The following is a 14,882-nucleotide window of genomic DNA, read 5'->3' as shown; positions in this document are numbered from 1 at the left end:
AAGTTTGGAGAAGGTGGAGTTGGAGATCATCCACCGCATCATAATGTAAGACCTGAATACAATACACGAACAGGACAGGTAGATGGTATGGAGGATCATTATTATTTTGAGAAGAGAAATAATAAATAGGGAGTATAAAAATGATTGATCAATTTAAATTTTTAAATCCACAAGCGTTAATTAGTATTTTTGGGAAAATACCAAAGTTGGAAGAATCAGAGTTATTAGAGGTGCGTCTTAAAAGAGATGGTCCGACTTTAGTTATTCAATTGATGACAAAGGAAAATGTTGAAAACAAGCCAAAGCGATGGAATAAGTGGGATGTAATTTATGTAGAGATATCTTTCTTTACTATTCATAATTTAACAATAAAAGGTTTAGGTACAGAAAATATAATTGATTATTTTGAAATAAATACGATAGAAGAAGAGGGTTTATTAAAAATTAAGTGTAAGAATCAAATGTTAGTTGAGTGCTCGTTTGAATGGGCAAAGGTAGAAGGGGTAACCCCAGGTTTAATAGGATTACCATAATTTTGATGGGAAGTAGATAGTTAATTTTTATAATATTCATATTTTAATATTTTGGGGTTAAATAAGGAATGTATAAAGGACATTTGAAACGTTGATAGTATTGCAAACATATGAAGCGGAAATTACTAAAATTAAGATACCTGATTATATACCTGTATTAGGTGATTATGATAGAAGTGTCAAAGGTGAGATTATAATAGGTGGGTATGGTTATAGATTCCGCAGGAGTTTCATTTAAGTTTGAGAAGGAAGCGAGATAATAGAATGCAAAAATTTTCAAAAATAGTTATATGTGTTGGTGCGTTAATAATGATTATACTGGGCATGATTGTACATGATACATGGAAGGATAGGATTTATTTTTCTTTAGCTGTACTTTTTGTTACCGTACTTTCTTTACTATGGAATATAGTTGCTCATAATATTATGGATAAATTTAGAAAAAAGGAGAATAAATAGCTATGAAACTTTTACCGATTGGAACAATAGCAGGGTGGTTTAATTAATATGAAAAAAAGTATAGATTTTAATAAGAAAGCTTTTGAATATTATATGGCTCTTTATGCTGTAAATGATATAAGATCGACTATAATTACTCTTGTGATTGGGCGCAATAGGTTTGAAAGGTAGCGCTGGAAAAGAAACTGGTATAACAGTTCCTGTTTTAGAGGGGTTTACTGTGGAAAGTAGTTTTAAATTTGAAAAACCTGAGGAGAAAAAATGATATGAAAACACCATCGTATAAACCATTATATATTTTAGTTTATATCGTAATATCCGTATCTATTATAGGGTTAATGATTACTCCATCCAACAATTGGTGGGAAAAGTTGTTAGGAACTATCGTTCTCATTCTTTTGGGAGCAGGTTTAATATGTTTTTTGAAATTCGGACGGTGGGCGCAAGAGAAATTTTATGATAAATTTACAAAAAAACGGGATTAATATAAGACTGGAGTAATTAAGATATGCGTACAATAAATAGAATTCTGACTTTTACTGTATGTATTATGTTTATGTTGTTAATTGGGGCTTCTTCTACTATACGGTTAGAAGATAAAATTTTACTTATAGGTTTGCTGCTAATTTGCAATGTTATTGCATACTTTACAGTAGAGTATATCTATAAACGTATAGAAAATAAGAAAAAATAGTAGATTTATAATTCGGAAAATTCATTTAATATTTAGGAGGAAAAATTATCAATGAAACTATTACCAATTGGAACAGTAGTTAAGCTAGAAGATATGGTGAAAACGGGTGCGAAAAAAACTTAGTGAACAGTAGCGGGGTGGTTTAATTAACATGAAAAAAAATACAGATTTTAATAAAAAAGTTTTTGAATATTATATGGCTCTTTATGCTGTAAATGATATAAGATCGACTATAATTACTCTTGTGATTGGGATAGCAGATATATTTGTGCTTTTACCTGCTTTTGCGAATCCTGTTCAACCGATATATATGTACATAATAGTTCCACCAGTTGCTTTTTTAAATGTATGGGCAATATGGATTGTTATAAATCCTAGGAAGCGGCAATTACAATACACTCTATTTCGTGGGGTATTTGGAATCGTATGTTCAGTAGGATTATTAGTTATAACCCAAAAGTTTGCATATGGAATGTTAGGATTACAAACTCCTATCTATTTTATTTTTTCGGTTGGTTTGTATATTTTTGCTTTGAATCATTATTATAAAAATCATATTAAAAAACTTCAGGAACCAATCAAAAAATCAAAATCATCGAAAGAAAACTCTGGTTTCGGAGTAGTGGCTTTTATAGGATTGAGTCAACTCGTTGCTAATATCAGTCTTGGTTTTGCAACACAAAAGATGATAGCAATTGTATTAATGTGTGTATACTCCATGCTTTCGTTTATGTTGTTTCATTTCATTATGGAACTCCATAGGTATTATTATTTAAGGAAGCATATAGAAGATGGGGGTAGAACACATGAAACCTTTTAAAGAGGTTTATTGAATTTTAAGTATTGTGATTTATGGAAGGAAACAAAAACTTATGGTTAAAGAACCTGTGATGTATGACTATATTGGCTGTTTTTATCTAGAAGGAGGAAAGCTGATATGCAAGCATTTAAAGTTGGGAAATTAGTCACATTCGTTGCAATTATAATACTTCTTGTAGTTGCTATTTTATCTCCTTACAACTTATTTAAAAAGATTTATTTTATTATGGGTGTTCTTATTATTGGCGCAATTTCACTTGGTGCAAATAAATTATTTGAACTAGTGCACAGTAAATTTAATAAGAAATGATATTACTTATGTGATAGGGGAATTCAAAATATGAATAAATCATTAAGGATTTAAAGGGGAATTTCCACAATATAATTTTACAGGATTACATAGAAGAAATTAATCAACCTCTTATGATTTATGGAAGAAAGCAACAACAAGCTGATAATAAATTATGGGATTATGTTTCTTGCCCATATCCTCATGGTAATTTATCAAAAGAATATAATGTGTTTTTTAATCATAATCAAATAATTCATTTATTATTTAAGGGTTTCGAAACAGAGGATGAATTAGAATTAAGAAGTAAATTATCTGAGTTTTAGTGGAAATGGAGAAAATATAATATGGTTTTAGGAATTTTATATTCTGATATTTTTCGTATCATAATTATTGTTTTGGTTTTTTTCATTTTTTGGAGATTGAATACTTGGTATAATAAAAAATATAATGTTCCTAAGGTTTTTCAATGGTTTCCTAGAAGATGGGGAAAAAGAAAAGTTTCAGAGCATTTGTCTCAACTAGATAAAAAGTTAGAAGCTGAAGGTAAAGGTATCTGGGTTACAATCTATGCTATAGATTTGTACATTGTAACTATTCCTTGTACAGTAAAAAAATATAAATCTTAATACATATATGTGTATAAAAAAGACCTTTTATTTTAAAATAAAAGGTCTTTTTTATACAGTTTCATTATTTTTTATGATGATTGAAATAGTAATTTTAAGTAAATTAAATTTGAAATGCATCAAGAATATTATCTTTTTCCTCTATATTAATTCCAATATATTTCAGGGTGATGTGTTGTGTGCTATGGTTAAGAATTTCTTGTAACATAGCCACATCTTTTGTTTGTTTATAGAACCAATAGCCGAAGGTTTTTCGCATGGTGTGAGTACCAATGGATTCTACATCGGCAAAATCTCCGGCTTTTTGCAATTGTCGATAATACGTGTTTTTTCGTCATACAAAAACCTCTACATATAAGTAGAGGTTTTTAAATTATATATGAATGAATTATGCTTTTTTAGATAAAGCAAATCGAGTTCAGATAAACGAAGATTATAGAATACATAATTTTAACTAGACTTATTATTAGCTAGTGTATCCCCACCACCAAGCTCCGCCTCAATCTGCGAAGTCTTCGATGACTCATCCATACGCCAATACGTAATAAAGCTGATCGCGATACATCCAGCTACGTAGAAGTAGAATAGTGATTCCATTCCGATGCTCTTTAGCCATAAAGCGATGAACTCGGCTGTTCCGCCGAATATCGCAACGGTTAGTGCATACGGTAAACCTACGCCAAGTGCGCGAATTTCAGTCGGGAAGAGTTCTGCTTTTACAATTGCGTTAATCGATGTGTAACCAGTAACGATAATAAGACCGACCATCATGAGTAAGAATGCTACGATTGGTTCTGTCGTTTTTTCTAGGAAGAAGAAGATCGGTGCTGTTAGTAACGTTCCGAGAATACCGAAAGCCATTAATAGTGGGCGGCGTCCAATTTTATCGGATAGTAGCCCCGCAATTGGTTGAAGTACGACGAAAATAAGTAGTGCGACAAAGTTAATCCAGCTTACAACTTCTTTCGGAAGACCGACTGTGTTTACCATGAACTTTTGTAAATATGTTGTGTACGTATAGAATGCGACAGTGCCTCCTAATGTTAGGCCGACTACTGTTAATACTGCTTTCGGGTGTTTCATAAGAGCGCGAACGGTTCCTGCGCTTTCGCGTTTTTGTGATTTTATGTTTGCGAACTGCTCCGATTCATCCATCGTGCGGCGAAGCCATAATACAGCTACTGCGCCCATCGCCCCAATAATGAATGGAATACGCCATCCCCATGCTTTCATATCTGGTTCGCTTAGTAATTGCTGAAGAACAATTTGAACGCCTAACGCAACCATTTGTCCAGCAACGAGCGTTACATATTGGAAGCTTGAATAAAAGCCCCGGCGACCACTACTAGCCATTTCAGATAAATATGTGGCAGAAGTTCCGTACTCTCCCCCAAGTGATAATCCTTGTAGTAAACGGGCAAGAACTAAAATAATTGGTGCCATAATACCGATGCTTTCGTAACTAGGGGTACAGGCGATAATTAAAGAACCACCAGCCATAACTGTAATCGAAAGCGTTAACGCTGCCCGGCGTCCGTGCCGATCCGCATAGCGTCCCATTAATAAACTGCCGATAGGGCGCATTAAAAACCCAACTGCGAAAATAGCTGCTGTGTTCAGTAACTGGCTCGTTGGATCTCCTTTAGGAAAGAACTCTGCTGAAAAGTAAACAGCGAAAGCAGAGTAAACGTACCAATCATACCATTCAATTAAATTGCCGACTGAACCTTTGAAAATATTGCCGGCGACTCGATTAGATTTTGCTTGAGCCATAATCATTCCTCCTCGTGCTTATAAATAAAATGATAATTATGAAAGCGTGTTCATTATAGTTGAATTGTACTGTCTGTAGAGTGAAATCTCAATATTATGACAATTTTATTCTTTTTGTACTTTATGTACATGGAGAGTTTTTATAGTTGCTTCATTATTAGTTTTGTCATAATAATAGAAAAAGGAGATTGATAGTTTTGAATATTTTATCAAAGGATATGAAGCATGAAGAAATCACGCAAAGTGTCATTACAAACGAAAATAGTAAGCTTAATTATTGCGTTAATTTTATTTGTCGTTCTCCTATTAGCGGGAATATTTGTGTACATTCAGTCCGTTGATACGAAGCGCCAAGTGGAGCAGCTAGCGCTACAAACAGCGAAGTCGCTTTCTTTTATGCCTGCTATAAAAGATGCTTTTCAAAATAACGAGCATAAAAGTACGATTCAATCCATTGCGGAACAAGTTCGTGAGCAAGCTGGCGCAGATTATGTCATTATAGAAGATCGCTTTGGGGTGATGTATTCCCATTCTAATTCGGAGTTAATTGGCACAAAGAGTAACAATCCATATAACTATGAGGCACTCACTTTTGGTGGCTATTATACGCTTGAAGGAAATGGTGAAAGTGGTCCTGCTTTAATGGCGAAGGCGCCCATTATTGTTCATAACGGAGACTACGATCAAGTCGTAGGCGTTGTAACAGTAGAGTTTTTAATAAAAGGTATTGAATCTAACATACTGAGCAGAACGAAAGAAATTATACTCTTTTCCTTAGCTGTATTACTAGCTGGAATTGTGGGTGGCATTCTCTTAGCACGTAGCATTCGTAAAGATACACTCGGTTTGGAACCGAATGAAATCGCAGCGCTATACCGGGAACGAAGTGCGATATTACTATCTATAAAAGAAGGGATTATCGCCATTGATCAAAATGGTTTTATTACGATGATGAACACGTCGGCAGAAGAGATGCTACATGTAAATGGTGATTATATGCAGCAGCACATTTCAAAAGTTTTACCAGAATTTAATATGGAGAGAGTGCTAGAAAACGATCAAGAAATCGCGTTTCAAGATAAAGTGTTTATTTTAAATAGGACGCCGATACTCGAAAATAACAGTACGGTAGGTGTTGTATGTAGTTTTCGAGATAAAACAGAACTGCAAAACCTTGTGAACACAATATCTGAGGTAAGAAAGTATTCAGAGGACTTACGTGCTCAAACACATGAATTTACAAATAAGCTTTTCGTCTTATCAGGATTACTTCAGTTAGGACATTACAAAGAAGCGATTGAATTTATCCAACAAGAATCTAATATTCATCAAAACCAAAACCATATTTTATTCCATCAAATTCATGATGCGAAAGTACAAGCTATTTTATTAGGGAAAATCGGAACAGCGTCTGAGAAGAAAATTGATTTTCATATTGAAGGAGATAGTGCACTTCATCCATTACCAGATCATATAAAAGTTTCGCACCTCATTACGATACTTGGAAACATAATCGACAATGCATTTGATGCGGTGAGTGGGCAAGAGGAAAAGAATGTTTCCTTCTTTGTTACGGATATTGGGCACGATATTGTATTTGAAGTAATAGATAGTGGGATAGGGATACCGGCAGAAAAAATAACGACCATTTTTCAAAAAGGATTTTCAACGAAAGGAAATGATCGTGGTTACGGACTAGCCAATGTAAAAGAAATGGTAGATGTCCTAGAGGGCACAATTGAAATTCAAAACGAGAAAAATGGGGGAGCAATTTTTACAATTTACCTTCCGAAAACATTGAGAGAAAGTATATGACAAACAGGAGGATGGGCATATGTTGAAGGTTGCAATTGCAGAAGATGATTTCCGCGTCGCACAAATTCAGGAAGAGTTTTTATTAAAAATAAAGGACGTAAAAGTGATTGGAAAAGCATTGAACGCGAAAGAAACGATGGAACTACTACAAAGGGAAGAAATCGATTTGCTTCTATTAGATAACTATTTACCAGACGGAATCGGTACGGATTTATTGCCAAAAATCCATGCTAACTTTCCAAACGTTGACGTCATTATGGTTACTGCGGCAAATGAAAACCATATGTTAGAAAAAGCAATTCGAAACGGCGTAAGCAACTACCTTATAAAACCGGTCACGTTAGAAAAATTCGTTCGCACAATTGAAGACTATAAAAGAAAGAAGCAATTATTACGTAGTAACGATGAAGTGAATCAAGCACTCATCGATAACTTCTTCGGCATTTCGCAAACACAAGACATAAAAAACTTACCGACAGGTGTGGATCCGTTAACACTGCAAAAAGTGAAAGGGATTATAAAAGGATTCGAAGAGGGCATTACAATAGAAGAAATGGGAGAACAAATGGGTGCCTCCAGAACAACCGCAAGAAGATATTTAGAATACTTAGTAGCGACCGGCGAATGCACAGTAGAGTACACATACGGCATTATCGGACGACCAGAACGAAAATATCGAATAGGGCGAGGACTATGAAAAAACGATTATTACTATGTATATGGATCATGACAGGAGTAATAGCTGGTTGTTCCTCGGAAAAATCCCATACGAATAAAGTGAACATCGACAAAGTAGAAATCGTTGCACCAAACGTTCAAGGCGCAGGCTGGGACTTAACAGCACGGGCAATGCAAAAAACACTAACAGAAGAAAAAATCTTCACAAAACCAATCACAGTCACAAACAAAGTAGGTGGCAGCGGTGACGTCGGATGGAAATATACGAAACAAAAAGGTGGTCACGTACTGGCGATTAACTCAAGCTTACTCATAACGAACAACCTACTAGGCCACAGTAAACTAACATATAAAGACTTCACCCCGCTCGCGCTACTTGCATCAGACTGGGAAGTCGTTGTCGTATCAAAAGAATCAAACATAGAAAACGCAAAACAACTAATGGAACAACTAAAACAAAACAAGAAAAACTTCAAAATCGGCGTTGCCCCAGGCCTAGGAAACGACGATCACCTATCTTTCGTACAAGTAAGCAAAGCATTCGGCATAAACCCTGTCGAACTACAATTCTTCGTCTACGAAAACAAAGAAAAAATCATAAACGCCCTAACGAACAAACAAATAGGCGCCGCAACCATGACCCTATCCGAAGCCGAAAAACAATACAAATACGGCAAAATAAAAATACTAGCTGTATCTGCACCAAAACGGCTAGACCGCCTACCAGAAATCCCAACATGGAAAGAACAAGGAATCAACGTTATCTTCCAGCACTGGAAAGGTATTATGGGCCCGAAAGATATGACGGAGGAAGAGGTTGCTTATTGGGATAGTGTTATTAAGAGGATGGTGGAGAGTGATAGTTGGAAGGGGATTTTGAGGGAGCGGGGGTGGAATTCTTATTATAAGGATAGTGGGGAGACTAGGATATTTCTTGAGCGGAGTAGTCAGGAGTATGGGGAGTTAGTGAGGAATAATAGGAATTAGTAGATCATACGGTATGGTGTATGATTTTTCTTTTATACATAGTTTGGTAAAATAGTAGTAATTGTAATTAATTGTAACGGTGGGGATGAAAATGTTAGAGCAACTCATAATTGAATTGGCTAAATTAACGGAGCAGGTTGAAGATATAAATGGTGATAAAACTTATTTGGTTATAAATAAAGATGATGAAAGATTATACGTTGAAGCTAAATTTTGACGTGAGCAATATGAAGAAGAAGCATCACCTTATTTTAAAGTGAGTTTTGAAATTCTTAAGGATGCTTGGAGAAAATTTATCGCTATGCGTACAGTAAAGAGTGAAGATTTTGGACAAGCGGGTGAATGTAATACTTTCTTGGTAGCTTTCTTTTCACAGCTTCCATTTGTGGATGTAAAAGAATCGGGAGCTATTACATTTAAAGAATTCAAAACCGATAATCTACCAAGTGAAAAATATGATAAAGTCATACTCTTCTTAGAAGAGATAATAAATGGTACATATAATCCAAGTACGTTAAGTGAACAAATGGATGGAAATTTATATAGTAGGAAGTCTCGCGCGCGTCAAGATTTAAGGTTGTTGGGCTTTTTGAATGAATCTCATGAAATGAATCAGCTGCTATTAAGCGAATATGTTCAATCGGAAGATAAGAAAAACTACATGGCACAGCTAGTTTTAAAACAAGAATATTTCCGTCATGCTTTATTTGTTCTTGGGTTGTTAGAGAAGTATTCAAAGGATGAAAAGAAAGCAGCTCTAGTTGATTTGGGAATGACGATTGTCCGAAATTCATTAGGAGATAATTTGATGGTTGAATCAGTAGCGAAGCGGCGAACAAATAACCTACTAGATTGGCTTGAACAAGTAGGACTAATTAATGATGAATGGATTCCTGTTGAACAATATGTAAAAGATGATGGGGAAAAGGGCGATAGTATGAACAGTAATTTACGTGAAAAGTTTTTAACTGTTATGAATGAGTATTTACAGGCAAGAACAGAAAGATTTGCGGGTCATAAAATGGGAGCGGTTGTTAGGAATGAGATGACAACGGAAATAACGAGGTTACCATTTATTGATCATAATCAGTATGTTGTCACAGGATCAATTGGACAAGGAAACTGGGCTGCTGTTCCGTGGCTTGCAATTATGAATAAAGATATTACGACATCCACACAGAGAGGTTATTATATCGTTTACTTATTTAGTGAAGATATGGAACGATTATATTTAACGATAGCGCAAGGAGTAACTAAAACGGATAAAGAGGAATTGGATAAAATTAAAGAAGAAATTCGCGAGCAAATACATATGTCCCAAAATGTGAAAAAAGATGATGAGATTTTCCTAGGGACAAGCTCAAAAGCGAAAGGCTATGCGAATTCAACAGCTGCATATATTGCGTACGATGCTAATAAAATGCCAAGTGAAAAAGAGTTAGTAGAGGATCTAGAAGAAATGCTTCGCTATTATGAGGGATTCATAGCGTATAAAGAGGAAGGAACGAAATATGAAGTGATTTATGGGAGGAAAGAAGTTCATTTAGATCAGCAATCCATTATTGATCATGTGTCTTCTTATATTCAAAGTAAAGGTTTCTTTTATGAGAAAAAAGATCTTATTAATTTCTTCCTTTCATTAAAGACGAAGCCATTTGTGATTTTATCAGGTATTTCAGGTACAGGGAAAACGAAAATTGTGCAGTGGTTTGCGGAGAGTTTAGGGGCAACAGAAGAGAATGGACAATTTACGCTCATTCCAGTTCGACCTGATTGGAGTGATAGTTCTGATTTGCTTGGCTATGTGAATCTTCAAGGCGAGTTTCAAGAAAGACCGTTAATTAAGGTGCTTGAAGCTGCAGATGCAAATCCAAATAGACCGTACTTTGTAGTGTTGGATGAGATGAACTTAGCTCGAGTGGAGTACTACTTTAGTGACTTTTTAAGTGTAATTGAAAGTCGTAAATGGAAAGATAGAAAAATTGTTACGTCACCAGTTCTTCCAGAATCAATTACGAATAAGCATATTACGATTCCATCAAATATATATATTATCGGGACGGTAAATATGGATGAAACGACACATCCGTTAAGTAAGAAAGTATTAGATCGCGCGAATACAATTGAGTTTAATACCGTTAACTTAGATTATTTTAATTTCTTAATGGATATGGAAGAGAAGGAAGCTGAAATTGTTTCTAATAGCTCTTTAGCAACCAAGTATCTTCATTTAAAAGAATGCTTTAAAGAAAATGAAGATCTTGTAAGAAGTATATCGAACGTTTTAATAGAAATAAATAAAATACTTGAATCAGTAGGTGCTCAAGTTGGATACCGTATACGAGATGAAATTTGTTTCTATATGGCATACAACGAACAAGGAAAGTTATTGTCATTTGATGAAGCACTTGATTATCAAATATATCAAAAGATTTTACCGCGTATTGCGGGGAGCGATGGAAGAACAGAAGAGGTATTGAAGCAGTTGTATGTATTATGTGCAAATGAAGAATATGATAGTGCTAATAATGACGCTTCATATGCTAAGTATCCTCGTTCAGCTAACAAGCTATCTCATATGTTAAGGAGGTTCGAGTATGATGGTTTCACCTCTTTCTGGATCTAATAATGAGATAGAGCTAGTTAAGATTGAAACAGAAGAGCTATCATTGACGATTAAGGGAAATCCTTATCATGAAAAATACGAGAGTTTAAAAGAATATCAAGCTATGCACGTAGATGAAATGATGTATTTTCGTGTAGATGGGAAGGCGGAATCCGTTTCTGTATTTGATGCGAGATTGCAGAGGCTAGATGAATGGAACGAACACCCACCAATCTTTTTTGAAAATAGAAGTTATCAGCTTGTTGTTGTTCCGAAAAATAACAAGCAGCTCTCTTTTTATCATGAACATCCGGGATTTCGAAAGCAAGTTAGTTCCATTCAAATGGGATCACTTCACGTGTTAATGGGAAAGCTTTCTTTTCCGAATGAAGTAGGAAATACAACGTTTGAAATTAAAGATGATAAAGAAACTTTATTAACCGTTACATTTGAAGTTTTTCCAGTAAAACTTGATTATAAGGATGATTATAAAGCTTTATTAGATGAGGTAAATGATGAAATTTATAATTTAGCGTTTCATCTACTAAAGAGAACTTACTTAGGAGCATCTGCAATTTACGCTACCAATCCATCGAAGAGTGAATTTTATCGTATTTTAAATGATTCCTTTGAGCGATTTATGAAGTCAATCTCTCATATTAAAAGGCAACCGCATCATACGCTTATGACTAGGCATCAACTTGTACGAGGAGAAAAAATTCGTAAATTGGATTCTGTCGGAATGAACTATTTGCGAAAGCGACCACACTTGCTGCAAGGAGAAAACAGTATACCGACTAAAGGTATTACAGCTTATAAGGAAGTATCTTATGATACGCTGGAAAATCGATTTGTTAAATGGATGATTCAAAGAGTCGTACATAAAATAGAAGATTTACTTAAGACGCTAGAGCCAAAGTCTAGATATACACGTGGTGTAACTGATGAAGATTTACTAGAGCGTGTAAAAAATATGAAGTATCGAATGAAAAATGAAGTGAACGATCCATTTTGGCGAGGAATAGGAAAATTAGATCGCTCAGTCTTTTCACTCGTTATCCAAATGGCGGCAGGCTATAGAGATGCGTATCAAATCTTCTTAATGCTATCGCGAGGTTTAACATTACGAGGACAAATATTCAAAATGTCGGTAAAAGATGTTGCTAGATTATACGAATACTGGACGTATTTAAAACTTGGACAAATTCTATCGAAAAAGTATATACCGCTCCATCAAGATGTTATTCAAGTTAAGCAAGACGGGTTATACGTAACGCTTGATGAAAGTAAAACTGCAAAAAGAACGTTCAAGCATCCAGTCACTGGTGAAGTAATAGAACTGTATTTCCAGAAAAGGAACGGTAGACTGCCAACAGTTACACAAAAGCCAGATACGATGCTCGCTATTGAGAAAAAGGGAAAGAACTATCAATATCAATACATTTTTGATGCGAAATACCGAATTGATTTTGCTGAAAGGTCTTATTATAAAAAGAAGTATGGTACTCCTGGCCCAATGGAAGAAGACATTAATATAATGCACCGCTACAGAGATGCATTAGTTGTGGAACAAGATGGACCTTTTGAGCGGACAGCTTACGGAGCGTACGTATTATTCCCATGGAACCAAGAGGAAGCGTACGAGAACCATCCATTTTATAAAAGTATCGAAAAAGTAAATATCGGTGGCTTTCCATTCTTACCAAACGCAACAAGACTAGTCGAACAATTTCTAGACCATCTCATTGAAAAAAGCCCAGAAGAAATTATAAGAGAAGGCATCCTTCCGAGAGGGACAAAAGAAGAATGGCAGTCTTCACTAGAAGAAAAAGTATTAGTGGGCAGCGTAAAAACTGAAGTCGACTATGAAACATATAGGAAAGAAGGCTTATATCAGCTACCAGTCACACAACTAAAACCAGGGTGGCAAGAAGCAAAGTACATAGCATTATATGCACCGAAAAAATGGCACGGAGAAAAAGGCGGAATCCAATACGTAGCCAAAATCAAGTATATTCAAATGCAACAAAACGATGAGTATGTACATTTCGAACTAGAGCCATGGAAAAAACTAGACCACCTCATCCGCCCAGTAGGATATGGCATTCAAACATACACAATAACAACTATGTCGTTATTAAAAGAAGTACAAGAACTCCCAGAACTCTTCATGAAATCAAAGGAAGAACGAACTCTTTGGAAAACACTGCGTCGTTTTACGAAGCAAGTTAAGGTGGAACTGGATCATAACAACTTAGATGAGGCTTCTTCTATTAAGAGTTATTATGTACAGGATGTTCAGATTTGGGTTGATTATGAGAAGGAGGTTGTTATGGTGGGGAGAGATGGGCGAGTTAAAGAGGTTCCTTTGGAGTTGGTTGTTGGGAGAGGATCGGTGTTGTTTAAGGAAGTTTTAGAAGTATTACATGTTGAGGAATAGTGCTTAGATACAAAGGGGATTAAGTAATGGATAAGAGACCGAATTTATTTTCACATGGAACAAGTGAGTTGTCGCAAGATGCTTTTATTTGTTGGCTAGCAGAGTGGGCGAACCCAGTCTATAAAGAAACTGATAAATGCTTACATGAAGCTGGTATAGATTTTATTAGAAGAATATATGACTTACATAAAAAGAACTTTCCAGCTTCTATTAAAGAAATTAAGGTTACGAAACAATTTAAAGGTTTAGATATACTTATTGAAGTTAACGGTAATCAGGCTATTTTAATTGAAGATAAAACATATACAAAAGAGCATTCTAATCAATTGAAGCGTTATTATGAAGAAGTGGTTAAATTAGAAAAATACAAAGAGAGCGACCTATTACCCATCTACTATAAAATAGGTAATCAAAGTGATTATTCAGCAGTGATTGATGCAAAGTATATGTTGTTTACAAGAAAACAAATGCTTGAATTTTTACAAGAAAATATAGATAGAGGCGTTCAAGATCAAATATTTTTAGATTACTATTTTTATTTAAGAGAAATAGAGCAAAAATATGATTCATATAAGACACTTCCATTAAGCGAATGGAAAGGTAAAGCTTGGGAAGGGTTTTATGAGGAGTTAAAGCAACGCGGGATCAAAGGTCAATATGGGTATGTAGCTAATCCGAATGGTGGGTTCTATGCCTTATGGTGGAATGAACAAGAAGATAATAATTGTAAGCAGTATTTGCAGTTAGAAGAAGGACGTTTATGTTTTAAAATACATGTTGCTGATAAGGATAGAAGAAAAGAACTTAGGGATAAGTGGAGTAAAGCGCTGATTGAACGAAGTCATAATTATTCTTTTAATATGGAGAAACCTAGGTTTGGCAATGGGCGATATATGACAGTTGCTGTGGTGAGGGATTATAGAGTGGGAGATGGAAAAGGAAGAATTGATATTCCTGGAACGATGGGAGTTTTAGGTAAAGTGGAGAAATTTTTAAAAATGATAGATGTAATTGTGAAATAGATTAGATAAATATTAGTCGGATAAATCGTATTATTAGCTATGGGAAGAAGAGTATATGAGATTGAACTGCACCCCAATTGTTAGACACAGTCTAACAATTGGAGGTGCAGTTTTTCTATGGCTAAATTTACAGCTGATG

General features: G+C 35.1%; 12 protein-coding genes and 4 pseudogenes. 14 read left to right on the top strand and 2 right to left on the bottom strand.

Going from position 1 to position 14,882, the window contains the following annotated elements:
• Positions 1-39: 39 nt before the first annotated feature.
• From AC3WVA_RS22265 to AC3WVA_RS22230, 8 genes and pseudogenes are all read left to right on the top strand, one after another.
• A pseudogene (locus tag AC3WVA_RS22265) lies at positions 40-129 on the top strand (HNH/endonuclease VII fold putative polymorphic toxin); the annotation flags it as partial.
• A gap of 11 nt (positions 130-140) precedes the next feature.
• Positions 141-533 (top strand): immunity 50 family protein, encoded by a 393-nt coding sequence (locus AC3WVA_RS22260; RefSeq protein ID WP_098881596.1) that lies wholly within the window; start codon positions 141-143, stop codon positions 531-533.
• A 725-nt stretch (positions 534-1,258) separates the two neighbouring features.
• Positions 1,259-1,477: a hypothetical protein gene (locus AC3WVA_RS22255; RefSeq protein ID WP_429603839.1), complete on the top strand. Its 219-nt coding sequence runs from the start codon at positions 1,259-1,261 to the stop codon at positions 1,475-1,477.
• A 360-nt stretch (positions 1,478-1,837) separates the two neighbouring features.
• The gene (locus tag AC3WVA_RS22250; protein ID WP_341013797.1) at positions 1,838-2,506 is read left to right on the top strand and encodes a hypothetical protein; all 669 of its coding nucleotides are present in this window, start codon (positions 1,838-1,840) and stop codon (positions 2,504-2,506) included.
• Positions 2,507-2,519: 13 nt separating this feature from the next.
• Positions 2,520-2,612, top strand: a pseudogene (locus AC3WVA_RS22245) (DUF4176 domain-containing protein); the annotation flags it as partial.
• A gap of 11 nt (positions 2,613-2,623) precedes the next feature.
• A complete protein-coding gene (locus tag AC3WVA_RS22240; RefSeq protein ID WP_071759192.1) occupies positions 2,624-2,815 on the top strand; it encodes a hypothetical protein in 192 nt (63 codons plus the stop codon).
• Positions 2,816-2,928: 113 nt separating this feature from the next.
• Complete coding sequence (locus AC3WVA_RS22235) at positions 2,929-3,120, top strand: DUF4176 domain-containing protein (protein ID WP_000639128.1); 192 nt, start codon at positions 2,929-2,931, stop codon at positions 3,118-3,120.
• Positions 3,121-3,141: 21 nt separating this feature from the next.
• A complete protein-coding gene (locus AC3WVA_RS22230) occupies positions 3,142-3,423 on the top strand; it encodes a hypothetical protein (protein ID WP_098346350.1) in 282 nt (93 codons plus the stop codon).
• A 103-nt stretch (positions 3,424-3,526) separates the two neighbouring features.
• On the opposite strand, the pseudogene AC3WVA_RS22225 reads toward AC3WVA_RS22230, so the two are convergent.
• A pseudogene (locus AC3WVA_RS22225) lies at positions 3,527-3,742 on the bottom strand (tyrosine-type recombinase/integrase); the annotation flags it as partial.
• 131 nt (positions 3,743-3,873) lie between these two features.
• Complete coding sequence (locus AC3WVA_RS22220; RefSeq protein ID WP_128805725.1) at positions 3,874-5,196, bottom strand: MFS transporter; 1,323 nt, start codon at positions 5,194-5,196, stop codon at positions 3,874-3,876.
• A gap of 225 nt (positions 5,197-5,421) precedes the next feature.
• Between AC3WVA_RS22220 and AC3WVA_RS22215 the strand changes: the two genes are divergently transcribed.
• The 6 genes and pseudogenes from AC3WVA_RS22215 (at position 5,422) to AC3WVA_RS22190 (ending at position 14,743) form a co-directional block, all read left to right on the top strand.
• Positions 5,422-7,011 (top strand): ATP-binding protein, encoded by a 1,590-nt coding sequence (locus AC3WVA_RS22215; RefSeq protein ID WP_492322185.1) that lies wholly within the window; start codon positions 5,422-5,424, stop codon positions 7,009-7,011.
• 19 nt (positions 7,012-7,030) lie between these two features.
• The gene (locus AC3WVA_RS22210) at positions 7,031-7,708 is read left to right on the top strand and encodes a response regulator (protein ID WP_098346347.1); all 678 of its coding nucleotides are present in this window, start codon (positions 7,031-7,033) and stop codon (positions 7,706-7,708) included.
• Positions 7,705-8,676 (top strand): tripartite tricarboxylate transporter substrate binding protein, encoded by a 972-nt coding sequence (locus AC3WVA_RS22205; RefSeq protein ID WP_098881348.1) that lies wholly within the window; start codon positions 7,705-7,707, stop codon positions 8,674-8,676. Before AC3WVA_RS22210 ends, AC3WVA_RS22205 begins: the two co-directional genes overlap by 4 nt.
• A 91-nt stretch (positions 8,677-8,767) precedes the next feature.
• A pseudogene (locus AC3WVA_RS22200) lies at positions 8,768-11,302 on the top strand (MrcB family domain-containing protein).
• Positions 11,277-13,721, top strand: coding sequence for a restriction endonuclease-like protein (locus AC3WVA_RS22195; protein WP_142342043.1), 2,445 nt, complete (start codon positions 11,277-11,279; stop codon positions 13,719-13,721). The pseudogene AC3WVA_RS22200 and the gene AC3WVA_RS22195 overlap by 26 nt, the downstream one beginning before the upstream one ends.
• A gap of 26 nt (positions 13,722-13,747) precedes the next feature.
• A complete protein-coding gene (locus AC3WVA_RS22190) occupies positions 13,748-14,743 on the top strand; it encodes a PD-(D/E)XK nuclease family protein (protein ID WP_098881345.1) in 996 nt (331 codons plus the stop codon).
• The last annotated feature ends 139 nt before the right edge of the window (positions 14,744-14,882 follow it).

The sequence above is a fragment of the Bacillus sp. EB106-04-02-XG92 genome (assembly GCF_058791995.1).
This window is presented reverse-complemented; position numbering and strand designations above follow the sequence as displayed.